This is a genomic window from Terribacillus saccharophilus, assembly GCF_002272745.1.
Classification (GTDB): domain Bacteria; phylum Bacillota; class Bacilli; order Bacillales; family Amphibacillaceae; genus Terribacillus; species Terribacillus saccharophilus_B.
On the sequence record NZ_NPBD01000018.1, the window covers coordinates 107518 to 125655 of the forward strand.

19 protein-coding genes and 1 other annotated feature are annotated in these 18138 nt (G+C 44.2%); of the genes, 12 read left to right on the plus strand and 7 right to left on the minus strand.

Annotation, left to right across the window (positions count from 1 at the left end):
• The gene (locus CHH58_RS16680; protein ID WP_095230531.1) at positions 1-1380 is read right to left on the minus strand and encodes a PepSY-associated TM helix domain-containing protein; all 1380 of its coding nucleotides are present in this window, start codon (positions 1378-1380) and stop codon (positions 1-3) included.
• Positions 1381-1674: 294 nt separating this feature from the next.
• Between CHH58_RS16680 and proC the strand changes: the two genes are divergently transcribed.
• The 5 genes from proC (at position 1675) to CHH58_RS16705 (ending at position 6650) form a co-directional block, all read left to right on the plus strand.
• Positions 1675-2517 (plus strand): pyrroline-5-carboxylate reductase, encoded by an 843-nt coding sequence (proC, locus tag CHH58_RS16685; protein WP_095233589.1) that lies wholly within the window; start codon positions 1675-1677, stop codon positions 2515-2517.
• A 43-nt stretch (positions 2518-2560) separates the two neighbouring features.
• Positions 2561-3664 carry a glutamate 5-kinase gene (gene proB, locus CHH58_RS16690; RefSeq protein WP_095233590.1) on the plus strand — a complete coding sequence of 368 codons (1104 nt, stop codon included), beginning with the start codon at positions 2561-2563 and terminating at the stop codon, positions 3662-3664.
• A 16-nt stretch (positions 3665-3680) separates the two neighbouring features.
• Entirely contained in the window at positions 3681-4943 is a 1263-nt protein-coding gene (locus CHH58_RS16695) for a glutamate-5-semialdehyde dehydrogenase (RefSeq protein WP_095261531.1), read from the plus strand.
• 247 nt (positions 4944-5190) lie between these two features.
• Positions 5191-5937, plus strand: coding sequence for an alpha/beta hydrolase (locus tag CHH58_RS16700; protein ID WP_095262878.1), 747 nt, complete (start codon positions 5191-5193; stop codon positions 5935-5937).
• A gap of 71 nt (positions 5938-6008) precedes the next feature.
• The gene (locus CHH58_RS16705) at positions 6009-6650 is read left to right on the plus strand and encodes a FusB/FusC family EF-G-binding protein (RefSeq protein ID WP_095230536.1); all 642 of its coding nucleotides are present in this window, start codon (positions 6009-6011) and stop codon (positions 6648-6650) included.
• A 42-nt stretch (positions 6651-6692) separates the two neighbouring features.
• Here the strand turns inward: CHH58_RS16705 and CHH58_RS16710 are convergent, their stop codons facing one another.
• Positions 6693-7364 (minus strand): hypothetical protein, encoded by a 672-nt coding sequence (locus CHH58_RS16710; RefSeq protein WP_095230537.1) that lies wholly within the window; start codon positions 7362-7364, stop codon positions 6693-6695.
• Positions 7365-7699: 335 nt separating this feature from the next.
• On the opposite strand from CHH58_RS16710, the gene CHH58_RS16715 reads away from it, so the two are divergent.
• The 6 genes from CHH58_RS16715 (at position 7700) to CHH58_RS16740 (ending at position 11768) form a co-directional block, all read left to right on the plus strand.
• Positions 7700-8086: a PH domain-containing protein gene (locus CHH58_RS16715; RefSeq protein WP_095233593.1), complete on the plus strand. Its 387-nt coding sequence runs from the start codon at positions 7700-7702 to the stop codon at positions 8084-8086.
• Positions 8087-8290 (plus strand) — a binding site (T-box leader).
• A gap of 37 nt (positions 8291-8327) precedes the next feature.
• Positions 8328-8786 carry an HIT family protein gene (locus tag CHH58_RS16720; RefSeq protein WP_095261532.1) on the plus strand — a complete coding sequence of 153 codons (459 nt, stop codon included), beginning with the start codon at positions 8328-8330 and terminating at the stop codon, positions 8784-8786.
• Entirely contained in the window at positions 8773-9558 is a 786-nt protein-coding gene (locus tag CHH58_RS16725; RefSeq protein WP_095262879.1) for a protein phosphatase 2C domain-containing protein, read from the plus strand. The genes CHH58_RS16720 and CHH58_RS16725 overlap by 14 nt, the downstream gene beginning before the upstream one ends.
• Positions 9545-10015, plus strand: coding sequence for an ASCH domain-containing protein (locus CHH58_RS16730; protein ID WP_430980851.1), 471 nt, complete (start codon positions 9545-9547; stop codon positions 10013-10015). The genes CHH58_RS16725 and CHH58_RS16730 overlap by 14 nt, the downstream gene beginning before the upstream one ends.
• Before the next feature lie 50 nt (positions 10016-10065).
• Complete coding sequence (locus CHH58_RS16735) at positions 10066-10719, plus strand: DUF3298 and DUF4163 domain-containing protein (RefSeq protein WP_095262880.1); 654 nt, start codon at positions 10066-10068, stop codon at positions 10717-10719.
• Between the two features lie 83 nt (positions 10720-10802).
• On the plus strand, positions 10803-11768 hold the full coding sequence (locus tag CHH58_RS16740; protein WP_095230541.1) for a Gfo/Idh/MocA family protein: 966 nt from the start codon (positions 10803-10805) through the stop codon (positions 11766-11768).
• 37 nt (positions 11769-11805) lie between these two features.
• Here the strand turns inward: CHH58_RS16740 and CHH58_RS16745 are convergent, their stop codons facing one another.
• Genes CHH58_RS16745 through CHH58_RS16765 form a run of 5 tightly spaced genes read right to left on the minus strand, consistent with a single transcriptional unit; the run spans position 11806 to position 15915 of the window.
• Entirely contained in the window at positions 11806-12462 is a 657-nt protein-coding gene (locus tag CHH58_RS16745; protein ID WP_095233598.1) for an ABC transporter permease, read from the minus strand.
• A 15-nt stretch (positions 12463-12477) separates the two neighbouring features.
• Entirely contained in the window at positions 12478-13395 is a 918-nt protein-coding gene (locus CHH58_RS16750; RefSeq protein WP_095233599.1) for an osmoprotectant ABC transporter substrate-binding protein, read from the minus strand.
• Between the two features lie 18 nt (positions 13396-13413).
• The gene (locus tag CHH58_RS16755) at positions 13414-14067 is read right to left on the minus strand and encodes an ABC transporter permease (protein WP_095230544.1); all 654 of its coding nucleotides are present in this window, start codon (positions 14065-14067) and stop codon (positions 13414-13416) included.
• Between the two features lie 18 nt (positions 14068-14085).
• A complete protein-coding gene (locus CHH58_RS16760; protein ID WP_095230545.1) occupies positions 14086-15216 on the minus strand; it encodes a betaine/proline/choline family ABC transporter ATP-binding protein in 1131 nt (376 codons plus the stop codon).
• A gap of 15 nt (positions 15217-15231) precedes the next feature.
• Positions 15232-15915 (minus strand): TetR/AcrR family transcriptional regulator, encoded by a 684-nt coding sequence (locus tag CHH58_RS16765; RefSeq protein ID WP_095230546.1) that lies wholly within the window; start codon positions 15913-15915, stop codon positions 15232-15234.
• 161 nt (positions 15916-16076) lie between these two features.
• Between CHH58_RS16765 and CHH58_RS16770 the strand changes: the two genes are divergently transcribed.
• Positions 16077-18125 carry a CocE/NonD family hydrolase gene (locus CHH58_RS16770; protein WP_170937676.1) on the plus strand — a complete coding sequence of 683 codons (2049 nt, stop codon included), beginning with the start codon at positions 16077-16079 and terminating at the stop codon, positions 18123-18125.
• Positions 18126-18138 lie beyond the last annotated feature (13 nt).

Sequence of the window (18138 nt, forward strand, 5' to 3'; positions counted from 1 at the left end):
TTACGCATTGAAGAACCTTTTCAGTGCAGGCACTCTCGGGATGACAAACCGATCAAACAGCCAGACGACGATAATCGAGATTCCGACAAGCGGGAAGATGATGCCAAGAATGATTACCAGTACAATAACACCCTTCATGACTTTGTCGGATGGCGCTTTCGGCGAGCCCAGCTTTCCTTCTGGTTTCCGGGAGAGCCATAGTATAAAGCCGCTCACAGCAATACCGACAATGCCAATCAAGACAAGCAATCCGATAATCTGATTCCAGATACCGAATTCCGTTCCTTTATGAATCGTAATACCATAAGCAATTACCTTTCCAAGCGTATGATAATTATCATAGCGATAATCTGCCAAAACAGCACCAGTATACTGATCAATGTGCATCGTCACTTCATCACGAGCTTTTGGCGGGAATGCAGATAAAGTGAATACACCATCCTGCGTTTGCGGAATCATGATATTATAGCCAGGTTTTACACCTTCTTCTTCAGCTATCGACACAACATCATCGACGGAAAGCTGTGTATATTGCTGATTTGTAGAAATAGGGACTGGTAGGTTCTCCGCTGACCAAGGAACATCTGCGATTTCCTTTGTTTTCACGTCGGAAGCAGGAGCATCACCAACCCACACAGAAGGTGGATAGCCGACACCTGCATTTGTAGTAAGCGTTTGGAAATTGTTTCCCCATAATCCTGACCAAGGCAGACCTGTCAGAATCAGAAACAGCAGACCTAACGAAATCCAGAATGCAGGCACCACATGCAAGTCACGTGCCCGCAGCTTTTTCCCTTTGTTCAAGCGGGGAATGAGGACTCCAAATATTTTCGATTTCCCTTTCATTTTAGGCCAGCCCAAGTAAACGCCAGTAATGATCAATATCAGCGCCCAGCAAGCAGCCCACTCGACAATACGATCCCCGACAGTACCCATAAGCAGCTCACCATGAATCTTTTCAAATACGTTGACGAGTTTGTAAGAATCTTCTAATTTCCCGAGTATGACATTTTCATAAGGGTCAACGTAAACGGTATAAGCTTTACCGTCTTCTGTAATACCGACCTCTGCTGAACGGTCCGGACTGTCACTTGGACGATAGGACGTCACTGCTGCATTCGGGTTCACAGCTTCCACGGTATTAATTTGCTCAGATGGAGTTGTGACAGTAGTTTGCGGAGTGACTTCATAATAGTCTTTATAAAGGGCTGCTTCGATTTGAGGTTTAAATAGGTAAACGCCGCCTGTGATAGCCAAAATAATGAGAAATGGCATGATAATAAGACCTGCATAGAAATGCCAGCGCCAAACAGACTGATAAAGTGACCGACGCTTCTGTTGTTTCTTCTTCAACACCGACGGCTCTTTTTGTGCCTCCATATAGGACAACTCCTTTTCTTCTATAGTAAATGTAATAATAAGCAAAGTAGTACAAGCCTAAGCTTAGGACAATTTTCACGCCCTTACAAGTAGGGAAATGAAGGATATTATGACCATTCCATGAACGTGATGGAGAATATTTTATGAAGCGTTTACAATACTTAGCTCATGGGGATGAAACGTTGATAGGACGGGCTTTGTTGTTGTGACATTCCTTGACATGGTGTCCTATAGTGTTAGCATAGATAACTGTTAACAAGGAACGATAATTTATCTCTAAAGGAGCGATTAGGTATCTTAACTAACAAACGGATTTTGTATGTCGGAGCAGGATCGATGGCAGAAGGAATGATTGCCGGGATGAACAGGTCAGATAGCATGCGGAACGAGCAGGTTTATGTGACGAATCGAAGCAATTCGGAGCGTCTGCGTGAGCTGCAGGAGCGCTATGCTATTACTGGAATTCCTCAGGCTGAGGTGGATTGGCGCAGTATGGATGTCATCGTACTAGCTATGAAACCAAAGGATATAACTGCTTCATTAATCGATCTGCAGGATAAGGTTCAGGAAGGCCAGCTGGTCATATCGGTAGCAGCGGGCATCCAGAATGAACAAATCGAGCATTACCTGCCAGAAAATCAACCCGTTGTTCGTATTATGCCTAACACATCCAGCACCATTGGTGAATCGGCTACGGCAATTGCACCTGGAACACATGTATCCGTTGAACAGCTTACAGACGTCACAGAACTGGTGAAAACCTTTGGCGAGGCTTTTGTAATTACAGAAGAGCATATGGATGTTTTCACAGGAATGGCTGGCAGCGGACCTGCCTATTTCTATAAACTGATTGAGCATTTTGAGGAAACGGGAGTAGCTGCAGGCTTTGACCCTGATACAGCAAGAAAGATCGGAACGCAAACAATGCTTGGAGCTGCAAGAATGCTAATGGAAACGGAAGAAGAGCCGGCTATTCTGCGGAAGAAAGTGACCTCTCCGAATGGAACAACTGCAGCCGGACTTGAAGCACTGAATGATGCTGGAGCAGGAGAAGCGATAACGAAGGCGATTCTTTCTGCAGCGGAACGATCCAATGAAATCAGTGAGGAGCTTAAAAAACAGCTTTTGACACGCTAATGCATGAGTGAAAAAATGAAAACTGGAGGACGTTATCATTTCTATTCAAGCAACGAAACCGAAACGTATTGTCGTCAAGATCGGAAGCAGTTCATTGACCAGCCTGCATGGAGAAATCAGCCGTAAGAAGCTTGAGAAACTAGTGGAGCAGCTCGTGATGCTGAAAGACAATGGCTATGAGGTATTGCTTGTATCATCAGGAGCTGTGGCAGCCGGCTATCGCAAGCTTGGTTTTCTGGAAAGGCCGAAGTCACTGCCGGAAAAACAAGCCGCTGCATCTATCGGGCAAGGACTGCTGATGGAAGCCTACTCGGATTTATTTCTGTCCCATGGCTATGTAGCATCGCAAATTTTGATTACACGTGGCGACTTCTCGGACGAAACCCGCTATAATAATGTTAGAAATACGTTAAATGTATTAGTTGATCGTGGCATCATCCCGATCATAAACGAAAACGATACAGTGACAGTCGACAGACTGCGCTTTGGAGATAATGACACACTTTCGGCAAAGGTTGCCGGATTAGTCGGTGCAGATTTCCTGGCTGTCCTTTCTGATATTGATGGTTTATATACTGATAATCCAGTCAAGAATCCGGAAGCAACACGCATTGAGCTGGTAAAATCCATCACACCAGAAATAGAGGCTGCCGCAGGTGATGCAGGAAGTGCAGTTGGAACCGGCGGCATGAAGTCCAAGCTGGATGCATTCAAGATTGCGATGGCCTCTGGCATTAAAGGTTTTTTGGGCAATGCAACAACAGAGGATATTATCTATCGTTCTGTGTTAGGTGAAGCCGAGGGAACTTACTTCGAAGCGGATCAGGATATGGATTACTTGAATCGCAAGAAACAGTGGATTGCCTTCAATTCTGGACCAGTAGGTGAAATCATCATGAAGAGAGCTGACCAGACGCCACATTCTGTTGAATTTCAGAATATCAGCACCATCAAGGGCAATTTCAAAAAAGGTGACGTTGTGCGCATTCTGGATGAAACAGGCGCTCGGATTGGCCTAGGCATCGTGAATCAAGCTGCTTCTGAACTGTGGCAGGCATTGGCGAGTCCGGTAAGGAATATAGAAGAGACGATAGTCGATCAGGAAGCATTTGTTTGCGAACTAGATCACACCGTACCTATTCGATGACAGAAGGAGGAACATCGTGGAGCATATAAAAGAAGTAGTAACAGTAGAAGAGCAAGCCATTGCAGCAAAAGCTGCTGCTAAGCAGCTTGCACTCCTGACAACAGCTGATAAAAATGAGGCACTGGTTGCGGTTGCGGAGCAATTGGAGAAGGATTATGAAGTTATTCTGACTGCGAATGATAAAGATATGCAAGCGGGAGAAGAAAAAGGCTTTGATGCTGCGTTTCTTGATCGATTGAAACTCACTCGCGAGCGTATCGAGGATTTTGCAAACGGATTGAAGGAAGTAGTTGAGATTGAGGATCCAACTGATCACGTGGTCAGCGAATGGACACTGGAAAACGGCTTGCATGTTAGCCGTATCACGGTGCCGCTAGGCGTCATCGGCATGATTTATGAAGCTCGTCCTAATGTAACAGCAGATGCTACGGGTCTGGCGCTCAAGTCAGGTAACGCGATCGTCTTGAAAGGCGGATCTTCTGCGATTCATACGAATACAGCAATCGTAGAGGTCATCAAAAAAGCACTTCAGCAGACGAAAGTTCCAGCGGATGCAGTGCAGCTTATTCAATCGACTGATCGGAAGGAGACGGCAAAGCTCTTTACGATGAAGGAGCATATCGACGTGCTTATTCCTCGCGGAGGTGCATCACTCATCCAAGCCGTCGTTGATTCTGCAACTGTTCCAGTCTTGGAAACAGGTGTAGGGAACTGCCATATGTACGTAGATAATAGTGCACAAGTTGATATGGCAATCTCCACCTTTCTGAATGCCAAAACGGATCGTCCGGCAGTTTGTAACTCATTGGAAACATTGATTGTTCAACGGGAATGGCTGGAGACAAACAAGGATGCATTAGTACAAGCGTTACGGGAAAATGGCATTCAAACACATGGAGATGACATTGCAGTAAAGCTTTTACCAGACTGCAAACCTGCTGCAGAAGCAGATTGGGCTAATGAATACCTGAGCCTGGACGTTGCAGTGCGAGTCGTTGATTCAGTAGAGGAAGCGATTGACCACATCGACCGTTATGGTACAAAGCATTCAGAGGCAATCATTTCTGAAGATGATGAAGCAGTGAACAAATTCATGAAAGCAGTCGATGCAGCAGCAATTTACCATAATGCATCGACGCGTTTTACAGATGGTCACGCCCTTGGATTCGGAGCTGAGATCGGTATTTCAACACAGAAGCTTCATGCTCGCGGACCGATGGGATTGCCGGCATTAACGACGTACAAGTACGTGATGAAAGGCAACGGCCAAACAAGATAACAGAAAGCTCATCCTGATGGATGGGCTTTTTTTGTTGTCAATAAACACGAGATTGATTAGATTTACAAACTAATTAGTAAGACTTCAGCCTATTTAATCTTTTTAAAGTTAATTTCCATTTATTTCTTACATCAGCATCCCGTTTTGTTATAGTTGATTTTAATAATCATTATCAATTATGTAAAATGCTTTAGTTCTGTCTTAATTCTTGCTCAAATTGGAAAAAGCAAATAAAGGAGGCTGTACCATGACAGAGGAATGGATACTTTCGGGGAAAGAGCCGGGAGTAAAATATCGTGTGCAAATATTTATTCCAGACCACCCCCCGCAATCAGAAGAAGGTTATCCGGTTATCTTTATGATGGATGGAAATTATTATTTTGGATTGGGTGCTGATGTCGTACGCAATCGATCTCATAACATGCTTAAAACTGGAGTGGATCCGACAATAGTTGTAGGGATATCACTAGATGCAGAGGAGTCTGTTATCAGAGAAAGGCGTTTCTATGATTTCACGCCGCCAGCATCAGACTATAAATATCCAGATAGAATGAAATGGAATACAACTGGTAAGCATGGAGGAGCAGAGATTTTCCTAGACTGGCTTATAGATGAGCTGCAGCCGAAAATCTTGGAGAACTACCAAGTTCAGCATGATAAGCAATGTCTGTACGGTCATTCCTTGAGCGGATTGTTTACACTGTACAGCATGTTCAAACGTCCCTATGCTTTCCAATGCTATCTAGCTATCAGTCCTTCCATCTGGTGGAATGAGAAGCATATTTATTCCTTTTTGAACGAAGCCAAAGATTCCAAGCTCTTCATTGGTGTAGGGGAAAAGGAAGGCTTCATGGTGGAAGATGCGATGGCGCTCTATCATCGTTTACCGAGCGCTATGGATGAAAAGACTTCATTTTATGTTGCCGATGATGAAAATCACGCGTCAGTTGTTCCTGCCACGCTGAGTCGCGCATTCCGTTATTTCTTCAACTAATCTGGTTTTTTTGTTTCCTGCTCGATATCTGCTAAAATGAGAGGAAGCGATTAAAACGGAGGGATGTCCACATGCAAGCCTTTATCCGGAACGACCAATATAACAATATTAAGGAACAGGTACAGCAGCTCGTGAATAGTTCTGCTGCTGTCAGAGATATAGACATCATTTTTGGACTCCGCTCATTAGCTGAAGAGAAGATACTGAATCGATTCGAGAGGCTCTCAGAGGAAGAGGCGGAAATGCTTAAAAGAATTCAAGGTGTGCAGGATGAAATCGATGCAGAGCTCTTTTTAGCTCAGCTGCGTCCATCCATTAAGCCATTTCCTGCGCTTACGGAGCAGCAGCTGCGTAAGCTATTCCCGAAAGTGAAGCATTTACATGTACCGAAACTTGATGAAGTCGATTGGGAGAAAACATCCTATCTAGGGTGGAATGATCCTGGTCAGCAGGCAAAATATATGGTCGCCCCTCATGAGGATGGGATGATGGCCGCCCGCGGCACTATGACCCCATCCTCTCAGCCAGGGATTTGCACCATCTGCAATAAGCTAGAGAGTGTAGGGTTATTTATGGCAGATTCAATTGGCCGCGGCCAAGGGACGTATGTAAAACGCGGGAACTATGTTTGCAGGGATAGCGCCAAGTGTAATCGAAATCTAACAGATATCAACCGGTTTTACAGCTTCATCTCTAATCTGCATGCATCATAAATAAAAGAAGGAGCACATGCCTGCAGGCGAGTGCTCCTTCTTTTATTCTTCGGGCAGATTAAATGTCAAATCAGCTGCCAGCAAATCCTCTTCCTTATCAGTGATACTGGAAATACGCAGTGAGAAGGAATCTTCTTCTTTGAAATCTGCCTGATCCATGAGGAAGACTACATATTTGGTCGAAGTCTGGCCAGGTTCGATCTCGCCAGAATCTGCTTCCAAAACATTATGGTTCAGGATCCGGTATGTTGGAGTTTCAAGAAAAGCACCCATTTCCTTCAATGGTACCGCACTTTCCCCATCATTCTTCACTTCAAGTTTCGCTGTCGCTGCAACGATTTTCTCCGGATCCTCGAAACCGGTGAAGGATTCCTCATAGGAATCTGCCGGTTTCAGCTTTGTATATTGAATCCCTTTCAGGGTCACTTCCAGATTGTTATCAGTTTCGGACTGATCAAAGTTCTGTTCAGCCAGCATTTCCTTATCTGCAACCGCATCTTTCGTCAGGCGGTCCGGGAAGTAGGGGTTTTCTGCTGTCACAGTGTCCGTCAAATCGGCAGACAATGCATCTGTATCTTCGTTTCCTTCTGTAACTGCTGCTTGTGCTGTCGGTGTTTTTGGCTCTTCGGCAGCTTTTTCGTCCTTACTGCAGGCAGATAAAGTCAATGCGATTGCGAACAACAATACTGCAATTGGAATACGGAACAGTTTCATATACTTCTTTCATCCTCTCTTTTAACGAGATCGTCTTCTAGAAAATAAGTAAATAAAGACATAAATATCATACCGTAACCCTATATGGAATGAAATGATAAGAGCCTATTTCCCTAGAAGAAAGTCTAGGAAGGGCTGGAAAAATTGGAGATGGGAGGTATCATTTCTTTCTATTAGCTGGTAAAATGTAGGGGAAAATGAGCGATTGATAACAAACAGAAAAGAGTTACATCTGCCGCATTTTTTTTATTGCATAAATTCTGAAGTGCGATATATATTTAGAAAGTATGAATCAGGATTGGAAGCAAGTACATTAAGTGAGGAGAACGCGGAAAATGGGGCAAAGAAGAGATCTGAAGGAATTGTCCATGTACCTAGAAGAAGACGAACGGATTTTTCTATACGTACAAAGTAAGCTCGACGAGAGGAATGGCATCCTTGGTGTCACGCAGAACCGAATCCTGTTTACGCACAAACCGTTGATAAAACCAGCTTATCTGGATACGATCAGTTATGACAGCATCGACTATATCCTTTATACAGAGGGTACAGGGGAAGGCGAATTGTCTATCCATATGAATAATGGAGATATAAAATATGTAACAAGCCATCGCCTGATCCATCTAAAGGGTGTAAGTGATATCGTCAGGATGTTCGTTAACAATCATCAGCGAGATCTCTTGTTCCGAAATACGTTCAATCGCAAGCAATTGTTGGAATAGATAGACGCAAGGAACAGAATCAGTAGGGTGGAGAACTGTTATAGAGAGCTGCCGGGTGGTGCAAGGCAGTCAGGGTAACATCCGAACTCATCTGGGAGTGCCCGGGAGGAAATGCCTGGTCGGCTGGCAGCCGTTATCAGCTTTTGAGGGTGAGCTGCTTTCTCACCGAAAAAGAGTGGTACCGCAATGTCCATTGTCTCTTTAGGAGATGATGGGCATTTTTTATAAGGAGGAGTGCACTGTGGAAAATTGCTTTATCTGTGACAAACATGCACGACGTTTACAAGTGAGCGGCGATTGTATTTTTGAAGATGATTATATTTATATCAGTCACATCGATAAAAAGGGAAAACCGACATACTTAGGTCGTATCATGCTCGATCTGAAACGTCATGTCCCTCAAATCGGAGATATGTCAGAGGAAGAGGCGGCTGCATTCGGTATTGCGATGAAACGCGCTGCTAGGGCGTTTCAGGAAACGCTGCAAGTAGAGCATGTGTACACACTTGTCTCTGGAAATGCAGTGCCCCATGTTCACATGCATATTATTCCTAGATATGCAGGAACTCCCGAAATATACTGGGGACCGAAGGATGTTTACGATTGGCCGGATGCGCCTTTTGGCGGAGAGTCGGAAATAAGAGAGGTCACAGTAAAACTACAGTGTTTTATGAAAGAGAATTTCCATGCAAACGTTTAGCTGGACAGGCGATCAAGATGCAGTTCTTGATACAACTGATGTGAAGCAAATCGGCAGTCTTGTGCTAGGAAGACTTGGCGGAATGACCCAGGCCGGTCAAACGAAAAACGAAGACGGGGTAGTTTTGTTCACCGGAGAGAACTGGGAGTTCGTCCTGCTCATGGATGCGCATCATTCAGCAGATAGTGCCAAGCTCGTTGCCGAGACCTTTCTGCAGGCAGAGCCTGAGTTACGAAAAGCCTGTGAGGCAGTAACAGCTTTTGGACAAGTGCCTACAGTCATTACAGATCAATTATCCCGGTCTTCTTTCCTGGAAGCATGCCGAAATGTTAATGGGGAGACTGCATGTCTCTTTGTCTTCCGTAAAGATGCGTATGTCTGGTGGCTATCAATAGGGGATTGTCTCTTTTATCTTTTCCATAGTGAATTAGCAGAAATGGGTGAGTTTGAACAAAATACCCGACACTTTTATGAATGGATCGGTCAGCAGAACGCCTGGTCATTACCTGTTCCCTCCTATACAACTGGTACACGGCAGCTAAGAAAAGGAAAGAATCGACTTTTCATGACGACAGATGGGCTGCTGGAGTGTCCGGTACTGAATATGAATGGGCAAAAACTATATGATTTGTTATCCAGAGTGGATGATGATGCGTTTGTGCAACGGCTGCTCTCCGATTTGGAATCTCATGTTGTTCGGGATAGCTCTACATTCGTTTGTTGGACAGTAGATATTGCAGAGGAAGGATTGATACCAAGTGACAAATTATAATGAACAAATAGAAGCTTTTTATCGAACGTATATGAAGCAAAACCCACAGGCACCACAAACTTATACAGCTTGGAGCTTCGGCGGCGATGATGCTTTAGCAGATAAGCTGGCTGAACTGGTCGTTCAAGGAGTCAAAACAGCAACATCTTCTAATCATCTGCTATATGAATTGGAGAATGAGCCTGTCCCAGAACCTGGTCTTCATAGTATTGTTCTCGATAGAGCAGGAAATCCTCGTGCGGTGATTGAAATTATAGAGGTAGAAGTAAAACCGTATAAGGAGGTTGATGAGACTTTTGCCTTCAAAGAAGGTGAAGGTGATCGTACACTTGCTTATTGGCGTTCGGTTCACGAGCCCTTCTTCTCAAAGGAAATGAAGGAAATCGGACGTGATTTTTCATCTGACATGCTTGTTGTATGTGAGGAATTTGCTGTACGGTTTATCGCTCATAAATAATTGGTGTCCTGCACACACTGTAGACAAGATGATACAGTGGAGGGAAACTGATGAAAAAAGCGATAATAATGTTTGTGTTTCTGCTTGCCTTTTCTGCTTTGACGCACCCAGTGCAAGCACAGCCTAAGAAGAACGTGATTGTGGAAACGGAGTACTATGATGGCATTGAAGAGCTAAAATATCCTCAAGTAAAACATGCGGGAACACCTAAGCTCACGAGAATGATCAACAAGAACTTCAAGACGTATATCGAGAAAGCTGCTGCAGCACGTCAAGAGAATATAGAAGCTGGCAAAAAGTATAATTATGACCCGGATTTTCAAACTGATTTTGAAGTCAAATATAATACGGATCGCAAGCTCAGTATCCTGATGAGCAGCTATATCTTTACCGGTGGGGCGCACGGCTCTACTGCGGTTGAATCCTACAATTACGACTTAAAAGAAAAGAAACGCGTCTATTTGACAGATATCCTGCAGACACCCAGTCAGCTGAAGAAAGTTCAGCACTATGTCTTCACCTACGCTAAGGCGAGACCAGAGATATTCTATCCTGATTTGAAAAAAGAAGACATCCATTTAAATGAAAATACAGCCTTCTTTTTTACAGATGAAGGAATAGCGCTTGTCTTCCAGCAATACGATATTGCACCATATGTCTCCGGTAATCAAGTTATCAAAATACCTAAGAAAATATACAGCTAAGAAAGAAGCCATGGAAGTATGCTGCATCCATGGCTTTTTCGGGTATACCTAATTAAACATAATAGAGAAATGGGGAGAAACAAATGATTAAATGGGGAATTCTAGGACCAGGCTCGATTGCACATCATTTTGCGGAAGCATTGCAGAAAGAAGGAGAATCCATCCTGGCGGTTGGTGCAAGGAACAAAGAAAAAGGACAAGCATTTGCAGAGAAATTCGATATACCTAAGGTGTATGAAGGATTCAAGGGTGTGCTGGATGATTCTGAAGTAGATGTTGTATACATAGCGACGCCGCATGCCTTTCATTATGAAACAATCATAGAAGCCTTGAAGCACGGAAAACATGTGCTGGCCGAGAAAGCGATTACAGTAAACTCCAAGCAGCTTGATGAAATCACTACATTGGCAGCAGAGAAACAGCTGATTGTGGCAGAAGCGATGACAATTTACCATATGCCGATTTATAAAGAACTACAGCAGTTGATCGATGCTGGGAAAATCGGAGACATCCAGACATTAAGTGTTAACTTTAACAGTATCAAAGAAAACGATCCGAAAAATCGTTTCTTTAATCCCGATTTGGCGGGCGGTGCACTCTTGGATATAGGCGTTTATGCTTTGGCGTTTGTTCGTATGTTCATACAGAATGCGCCGAGTGAAGTCATCAGCACCGTTACGAAACATGAGACAGGAGTGGACCAGCAGGCAGGAATCATTTTGAAGAACAAGCAAGGCCAGCTTGCTACCATCACATTATCCTTTATGGTGGAATCTCCAGAACGTGCAACAGTCATGGGTACAAAAGGATTCATTGATATTGAGAAATTCTCCCGGGCCCAACAGGCCACCGTTTGTTATGTAGAGCAAGACAAAACAGAAACAATAGAAGCTGGAGAGACAGAGATGGCATTGCAGTATGAAGTAAAAGCAATGAAGGAACTCATCGAACAGGATGTTCCACATGTAACATTACCTTATACGAAGGATGTTATGAAGATTATGGATCAGCTTCGAAAGCAGTGGGAAATTAGCTTTAGCTTTGAATAAAAAAATGCTCCGGATATTTCCGGAGCATTTTTGCTGTTTAACTCAATTTTCTGCTGTTGGCCGGAGAAAGCAATCTCTCGAACCAACCCATAACAAAGTCGGCCATTACTGCCATGAGTGCAGTTGGAATAGCACCTGCTAAAATGATGGCTCCTCCTTCTGCTGCGTTCGTACCTCGGACAATGATGGAACCTAAACCGCCAGCGCCGATGAATGTTCCGATTGTGGCGATGCCGATCGCGATAACAAGCGCAGTACGCAGTCCAGCCATGATGACCGATAGTGAGAGAGGAAGTTCAACCATACGCAATATCTGGAATCTTGTCATTCCCATCGCATTTCCTGCTTCCTTCAATGTTTTATCCACTCCAAGTATTCCAGTGTACGTATTTTTTATGATCGGGAGTAGTGAATAAAGGAATAATGCCAGGATAACTGTGTTGGTTCCTAGACCCATTACTAGCATTAGAACAGCTAGCAATGCAAGTGCAGGTACTGTCTGGATGACATTTACAAAAGAAATGACCCAAGGACTGAGCTTACTGTAGCGGGCAATCAATATACCGACTGGGATGCCCACGATACCCGCAAACAACACGCCGTATGCAGACATAAGGAAGTGGCGATAGAACTCTGTCCAGATGTAAGCGCCGTTTTCGCTATAATATGTCATTAGTTCTTTTAATATATCCATCGTCTCTGCACCTCCTTAATTGTCCTCAAAGTAATTATGTTCCTCTAAATATTCTCTTGCTACTGTACTAGGTTCCCTTTTCTCAATATCTGCCTGGTAATTCAGCTCAATAATCGTTTCATTATCGAATTTTCCTACCATCTTTTGCAAAATTTCATCAATCTCCGGATGCTCCTGCAGCACTTCATTCGTTGCTACCGGAGAAGCGTCGTAAGGAGGGAAGAAATGTTTATCATCTTCCAATGTTGCTAGGTTGAATTGCTTCAATCGAGCATCTGTGGAGTAAGCCAATACGGCGTCCATTTTTCCGCTGTTTAAAGCGGAGTAAACTAGGCCGATCTGCATCGGGTAGATTTTGTTGAATTCGAACCCATATTCTTTTATAAATTCGTCATAGCCAATTCCTTCGCGATTAATCCAGCTATTATCCACGCCAAATTGATATTTATCGGCGACAGATTCCAAATCGGAGACTTTCTCCAGCCCGTCCTTGTCAGCTACATCCTGACGAACAGATAAGACATAGGTGTTGTCGAATCCGTAGGTGTCATACCACTTCTGATCGAATTGTTCCTCGAATTCGCGCTGCACAATCTCCATCGCTTCATCTGGATCATTCACCAGATCCATGTGGAGGGCACCGCTAAGATCAGTACCTGTATATCTTGCTGCAGATATATCAACATCACCATTGACCATTGCTTGGTGCATCACGATGGAGGATCCTAAGTTTCCGACGATTTCCGCATGTAAATCGGTATAATGCTCAATCATATATTTTTGAATATAGCCTAGAGTCTGTGTTTCAGATGTGGTCACGGTTCCGATTTTTATCGTGTTAGCAGAGCCGCCGCCAAGGCCGGGAAGCGAACAGCCAGAGAGAAGAAAGGCCGTCATCATACCAACCAAGACTAGTTTGATTCGCTTTTTCATACCTGTTGTCGCCCCTTTCTATGCTGTTTCATAATGCGTGCTCTTTGTAGTAGGAGTCAGCTTCTTCTCCACCTTGCCCAAGATGAAATCAGCGAGCAGTGCAAGGATTGTAGAAGGAATCGCTCCTGCTAATATCAATTCAGGCTGATAAAGATTCAGCCCATCAAAAATGAAATCACCAAGGCCGCCAGCGCCTACAAATGATGCAAGCGTGGCCCAGCCGATCAGGTAGACGGTAGAAACGCGTACTCCCGCCATGATGATTGGAATGGCAAGCGGCAGTTCCACGCTGAAGATAAGCTGTGTGTTTGTCATACCCATTCCGCGGCCAGCTTCCAGTAGATTTCTATCGGTGTTTTTGATACCGATGTAGGTGTTGCGAAGAATCGGTAGCATGGAATAGAAGAATAATGCGACGATTGCCGGTACTTTGCCAACGCCTAAGATTGGAATGAAGAATGCCAGAATGGCGAGGCTTGGAAAGGTTTGAATGATACTGACAATACGAATGACTGTATCTGCTGCCCGGTTGATCCGTGTCAGCAGGATGCCCACCGGTACAGCAACAAGGATGCCGAGCAAGACGGCAATCAGTGATATATATAAATGCTCCCACGTCTTCAGGGCAAGTGTGCTGCCTTGTTCCTGGAAGAATTGAATCAATGCATCCATGTGAATTGGACCTCCTTCTTAATTGTCATCCTCATCACCCCAGATAGAATCATAGACAAGGTCTGCAAGTGTTGCTCTCGTAACAATACCTTTGAGTCGGTTTTGTTCATCTACGACAGGTACATATTTAGTATGTCTTCGCAGCATTTTCTGTATAGTATCACGTATGAGGCTGTCTTCTTTTACCTTATAAAGCTCTGTTTCATAGATTTCACCGACGAGCGTTGATTTCTTTCGATTCTCTTCTATGTCCTCTACGTCGATATATCCCTCAAGTGTTTGATCGTCGCCGATAACAAGCAAGGAATCCACTCGTTTTTCCTTCATGCGCTGAATCGCTGTCGATAATGTCTCTTCTTTATGAACTGTAGCAGGTATCTTGTTCATGATCTGACCAACTGTTGTCACATCGGGTTTTGTCTGGATAAGACGTTCTTTTCCGATGAAGGATTCTACAAATTCATTTGCTGGATTACGCAGGATCTCATCTGGCGTATCTACTTGAACGATCTCTCCATCCTTCATGATGACAATGCGGTCTGCGAGTTTGATAGCTTCGTCCATGTCGTGGGTAACGAAAACAATTGTCTTACCTAATCTTTTTTGTAGATCCTTGAACTCTTCTTGTAAGCCATCTCTCGTAATAGGATCTAATGCACCGAATGGTTCATCCATCAGAATGAGTGGTGGATTGGATGCCAAGGCTCGTAAAACACCTATTCGCTGCTGCTGGCCGCCACTTAGTTCTTGTGGGTAACGATCGAGATATTCCTCTGGCAGATTGACCAATTTAATCAATTCTGCAGCCCGCTCACGCCGCTTTTCCTTAGACCATTGCAGCAGCTTCGGGACGAGCGTGATATTTTCACTGATCGTCATATGCGGGAAAAGTCCGATTTGTTGAATGACATAGCCTATTTCTCTGCGCATCTGAACACGGTTCTGCTTCATGATATCCTTACCATCGATCAAAATTCTTCCTTCTGTTGGTTCGATGAGACGGTTGACCATTTTCATACTTGTTGTTTTACCGCAGCCACTCGGACCGATAAAGCAAATGAATTCGCCTTTCTCGATCTGCAGGTTTAGGTTGTTCACAGCTTTCTTGCTGCCACTGTAGATTTTCGTTACATTCTCGAACGTCAGCACAAAAATACCTCCTGTTTAAGGTGCAAATTTATTGTCTGTGAAATCAAATGCTGTTTCATTACGCACAATTTCCGTAATATATCGCATCGTTTTCTGCATCGCAATTTCAGGATCATAAGTCCTGCGATGGTTCAGCACATTGTTGAACATCCCTTGCCAGATGAGGATAGTCAATTCGTTGATCGCATCTACATTCCTCTCACTGATTTCACCGGCTTCCAATGCCAGCTCCAGTGCAGAACGACCACGCTTGGACATGTTACGTTCCAGTAATGTCGGCTGTAGCTCCTCTGGAATGTTGATAAGGTCCCTTGGAAACTTCGCGTAATACCGCTCCAGCATATTTTCCGGGCTGTCACCAAGATCCATGATGAAAATAGCATGGAATAGCTTCGGATGACGGAAGGAATACGTGCAAAAGCATTCCCAAGCCAGCAAATACTTTTCTAACGGTTTATCGGAACGGTTCATATAAATGACGACTTCGTCAGTGTAATCTTTAAGGAATGTCATGGATGCAAAGAAAACGAGGTGAGATAGATCGGAAAAGTAATTGTATATTGTGGCACTGTTGTAGCCTGCGCGATCTGCTACTTTTCTGATTGTTACTTTCTCTAATCCCTCTTCGCGAATAATATCCGCTGTCGCTTCCACAAAATATTTCCACATCCGGCTTTTTTGGATTTCCTTTTTGTTCATAGTGCTTTTTTCTCCTTTACATACGCGTTCGTGCTCGCCTCCCTATGGTTGTTAAGTCGTAATCGCGTATGTTATTATAATCCCGATTAAAAAGTAATCATGATTATAAAGTATAGCATAGAAGCTTAACAATGCAAATTTGCCTAGGAGGGAAGATGGAGATGGTTTTCAACGTACGCGATAATCAGTTGCAAATTAAAACGACTTACCCGCATCAGGTAAAAGAAATACCACATGTTTGGATTCCGATGCGAGATGGTGTGAAATTATCGGCGAGAATCTGGCTTCCTGAAGATGCAGAAGAAATGCCGGTACCAGGTATATTGGAATATATCCCGTATCGAAAAGACGATTTTACGGCTTTACGTGATAGCATTCGTCATCCTTACTTTGCAGGCCATGGATATGCTAGTGTCCGTGTGGACATCCGCGGAAGTGGAGATTCAGAAGGTATTCTTTATGATGAGTATTTGCCGCAAGAGCAGGATGATGCAGAAGATGTTCTGAAATGGATAGCTGAGCAGCCATGGTCAACGGGCAAAGTAGGTATGATCGGGAAATCATGGGGAGGATTCAATGGACTGCAGGTAGCTGCCAGAAGACCTCCAGAGCTGCAGGCGGTTATTACACTCTGTTCGACTGATGATCGCTATGCAGATGATGTCCACTATAAAGGTGGGGCACTGCTCGCATCGGATATGCTTTGGTGGGCGTCAACGATGTTTGCGTATAATGCAAGGCCTGCTGATCCCGAGATCGTTGGGGAAAAGTGGCGGGAGGATTGGATTCGCCGTATGGAAGAAACACCGCCATTTGCAGAAGAATGGGTGCGGCACCAGCGACGGGATGCTTATTGGAAACACGGTTCTGTGAATGAGGATTATCAGGATATAGAAGTACCTGTATTTGCTGTAGGAGGCTGGGCAGACGGATATACGAATGCAATTCCTCGGCTTTTGGAAGGATTAAAAGCACCGAGAAAAGGACTGATCGGACCTTGGGCACACGAATATCCAGAGGTTGCTATACCAGGGCCATCAATTGGATTTCTTCAAGAGTGCGTACGTTGGTGGGACCACTGGTTGAAAGGTAAAGATACAGGCATTATGGAAGAGCCGATGCTGCGTGCCTGGATGCAGGAAAGTGTGCCACCAGAGGTAGAATATGTAGAGAGGCCAGGCCGATGGGTAGCAGAAACACAATGGCCATCTCCAGTTATTAAGCAGAAGGAACTGTACTTATTCAATCAAGAACTAGGGGAAGAAGCTGGAAGTGGTCTGCCTATAAATGTTTCAAGTATGCAGCAGCATGGACTTTATGCTGGAGTATTTTGTCCATTTGGGCAGCCGGGGGATATGCCATCTGATCAACGCTTGGAAAATGGATTTGCTACTGTATTCACTAGCGCACCTTTGGAAGAAAGTATGGAAATACTCGGAGCCCCAAAGCTGCATTTAGAGATGGCAAGTGACCAGGAACAGGCACTATTAGCAGTTCGATTAAATGATGTTGCACCTGATGGAAGTGTTACCCGTGTAACATGGGGGATGATTAATTTAACGCACCGGAACAGTCACGAATTTCCGGAAAAACTAATCCTTGGGAAGAAAATTCAAGTGGATGTGCAGTTGAATGATATTGCACATGCTATCCCAGCAGGGCACCGCTGGCAGATAGCTGTTGCTCCGACGTATTGGCCGCATGCTTGGCCGTCGCCTAAAGAGGCAACCCTTACCATTTATCCTGGTGCAAAAACAAAACTGTTACTTCCAACTAGGGAGGCACAATCTATCGATGATCTGCTACCTGCATTCCAGCAGCCTGAAACAGCACCAGTACTGAAAAAGGAAATATTGCGACCGGAAAGTCGAAAACGACAAATACATTATGACATGGTGGAAAAAACATGGATCCTCGATGATTATTCAGATGAAGGTGCGCGTAAGCTATCCGATAATGGGATGGAATATGGCAGTACAAACCGCAACGTTTACACAATTAAAGAAGGAAATCCGCTTTCCGCTAGTGTTCAATGTGATTGGACGATGGATATAGGACGCGATGATTGGCAGACACACTTGGATTTGTCCTGCTATATGTGGTGTGATGAAGGGCACTTTTACCTTAAGCATAAACTTAAGGCCTTTGAAGGAGAAAAAGAAGTTTTTAAAAAGGAATGGAACGAAACTATTCCTAGAGATTTTATGTGAGAGAAAAGCAGGC

Bases quoted from the DNA above. Each gene is read 5' to 3' on its own strand.
- CHH58_RS16680 (WP_095230531.1), bottom strand. From the start codon at position 1,380: ATGGAGGCACAAAAAGAGCCGTCGGTGTTGAAGAAGAAACAACAGAAG.
- CHH58_RS16700 (WP_095262878.1), top strand. From the start codon at position 5,191: ATGACAGAGGAATGGATACTTTCGGGGAAAGAGCCGGGAGTAAAATAT.
- CHH58_RS16705 (WP_095230536.1), top strand. From the start codon at position 6,009: ATGCAAGCCTTTATCCGGAACGACCAATATAACAATATTAAGGAACAG.
- CHH58_RS16710 (WP_095230537.1), bottom strand. From the start codon at position 7,364: ATGAAACTGTTCCGTATTCCAATTGCAGTATTGTTGTTCGCAATCGCA.
- CHH58_RS16715 (WP_095233593.1), top strand. From the start codon at position 7,700: ATGGGGCAAAGAAGAGATCTGAAGGAATTGTCCATGTACCTAGAAGAA.
- CHH58_RS16725 (WP_095262879.1), top strand. From the start codon at position 8,773: ATGCAAACGTTTAGCTGGACAGGCGATCAAGATGCAGTTCTTGATACA.
- CHH58_RS16735 (WP_095262880.1), top strand. From the start codon at position 10,066: ATGAAAAAAGCGATAATAATGTTTGTGTTTCTGCTTGCCTTTTCTGCT.
- CHH58_RS16740 (WP_095230541.1), top strand. From the start codon at position 10,803: ATGATTAAATGGGGAATTCTAGGACCAGGCTCGATTGCACATCATTTT.
- CHH58_RS16745 (WP_095233598.1), bottom strand. From the start codon at position 12,462: ATGGATATATTAAAAGAACTAATGACATATTATAGCGAAAACGGCGCT.
- CHH58_RS16750 (WP_095233599.1), bottom strand. From the start codon at position 13,395: ATGAAAAAGCGAATCAAACTAGTCTTGGTTGGTATGATGACGGCCTTT.
- CHH58_RS16755 (WP_095230544.1), bottom strand. From the start codon at position 14,067: ATGGATGCATTGATTCAATTCTTCCAGGAACAAGGCAGCACACTTGCC.
- CHH58_RS16765 (WP_095230546.1), bottom strand. From the start codon at position 15,915: ATGAACAAAAAGGAAATCCAAAAAAGCCGGATGTGGAAATATTTTGTG.
- CHH58_RS16770 (WP_170937676.1), top strand. From the start codon at position 16,077: ATGGTTTTCAACGTACGCGATAATCAGTTGCAAATTAAAACGACTTAC.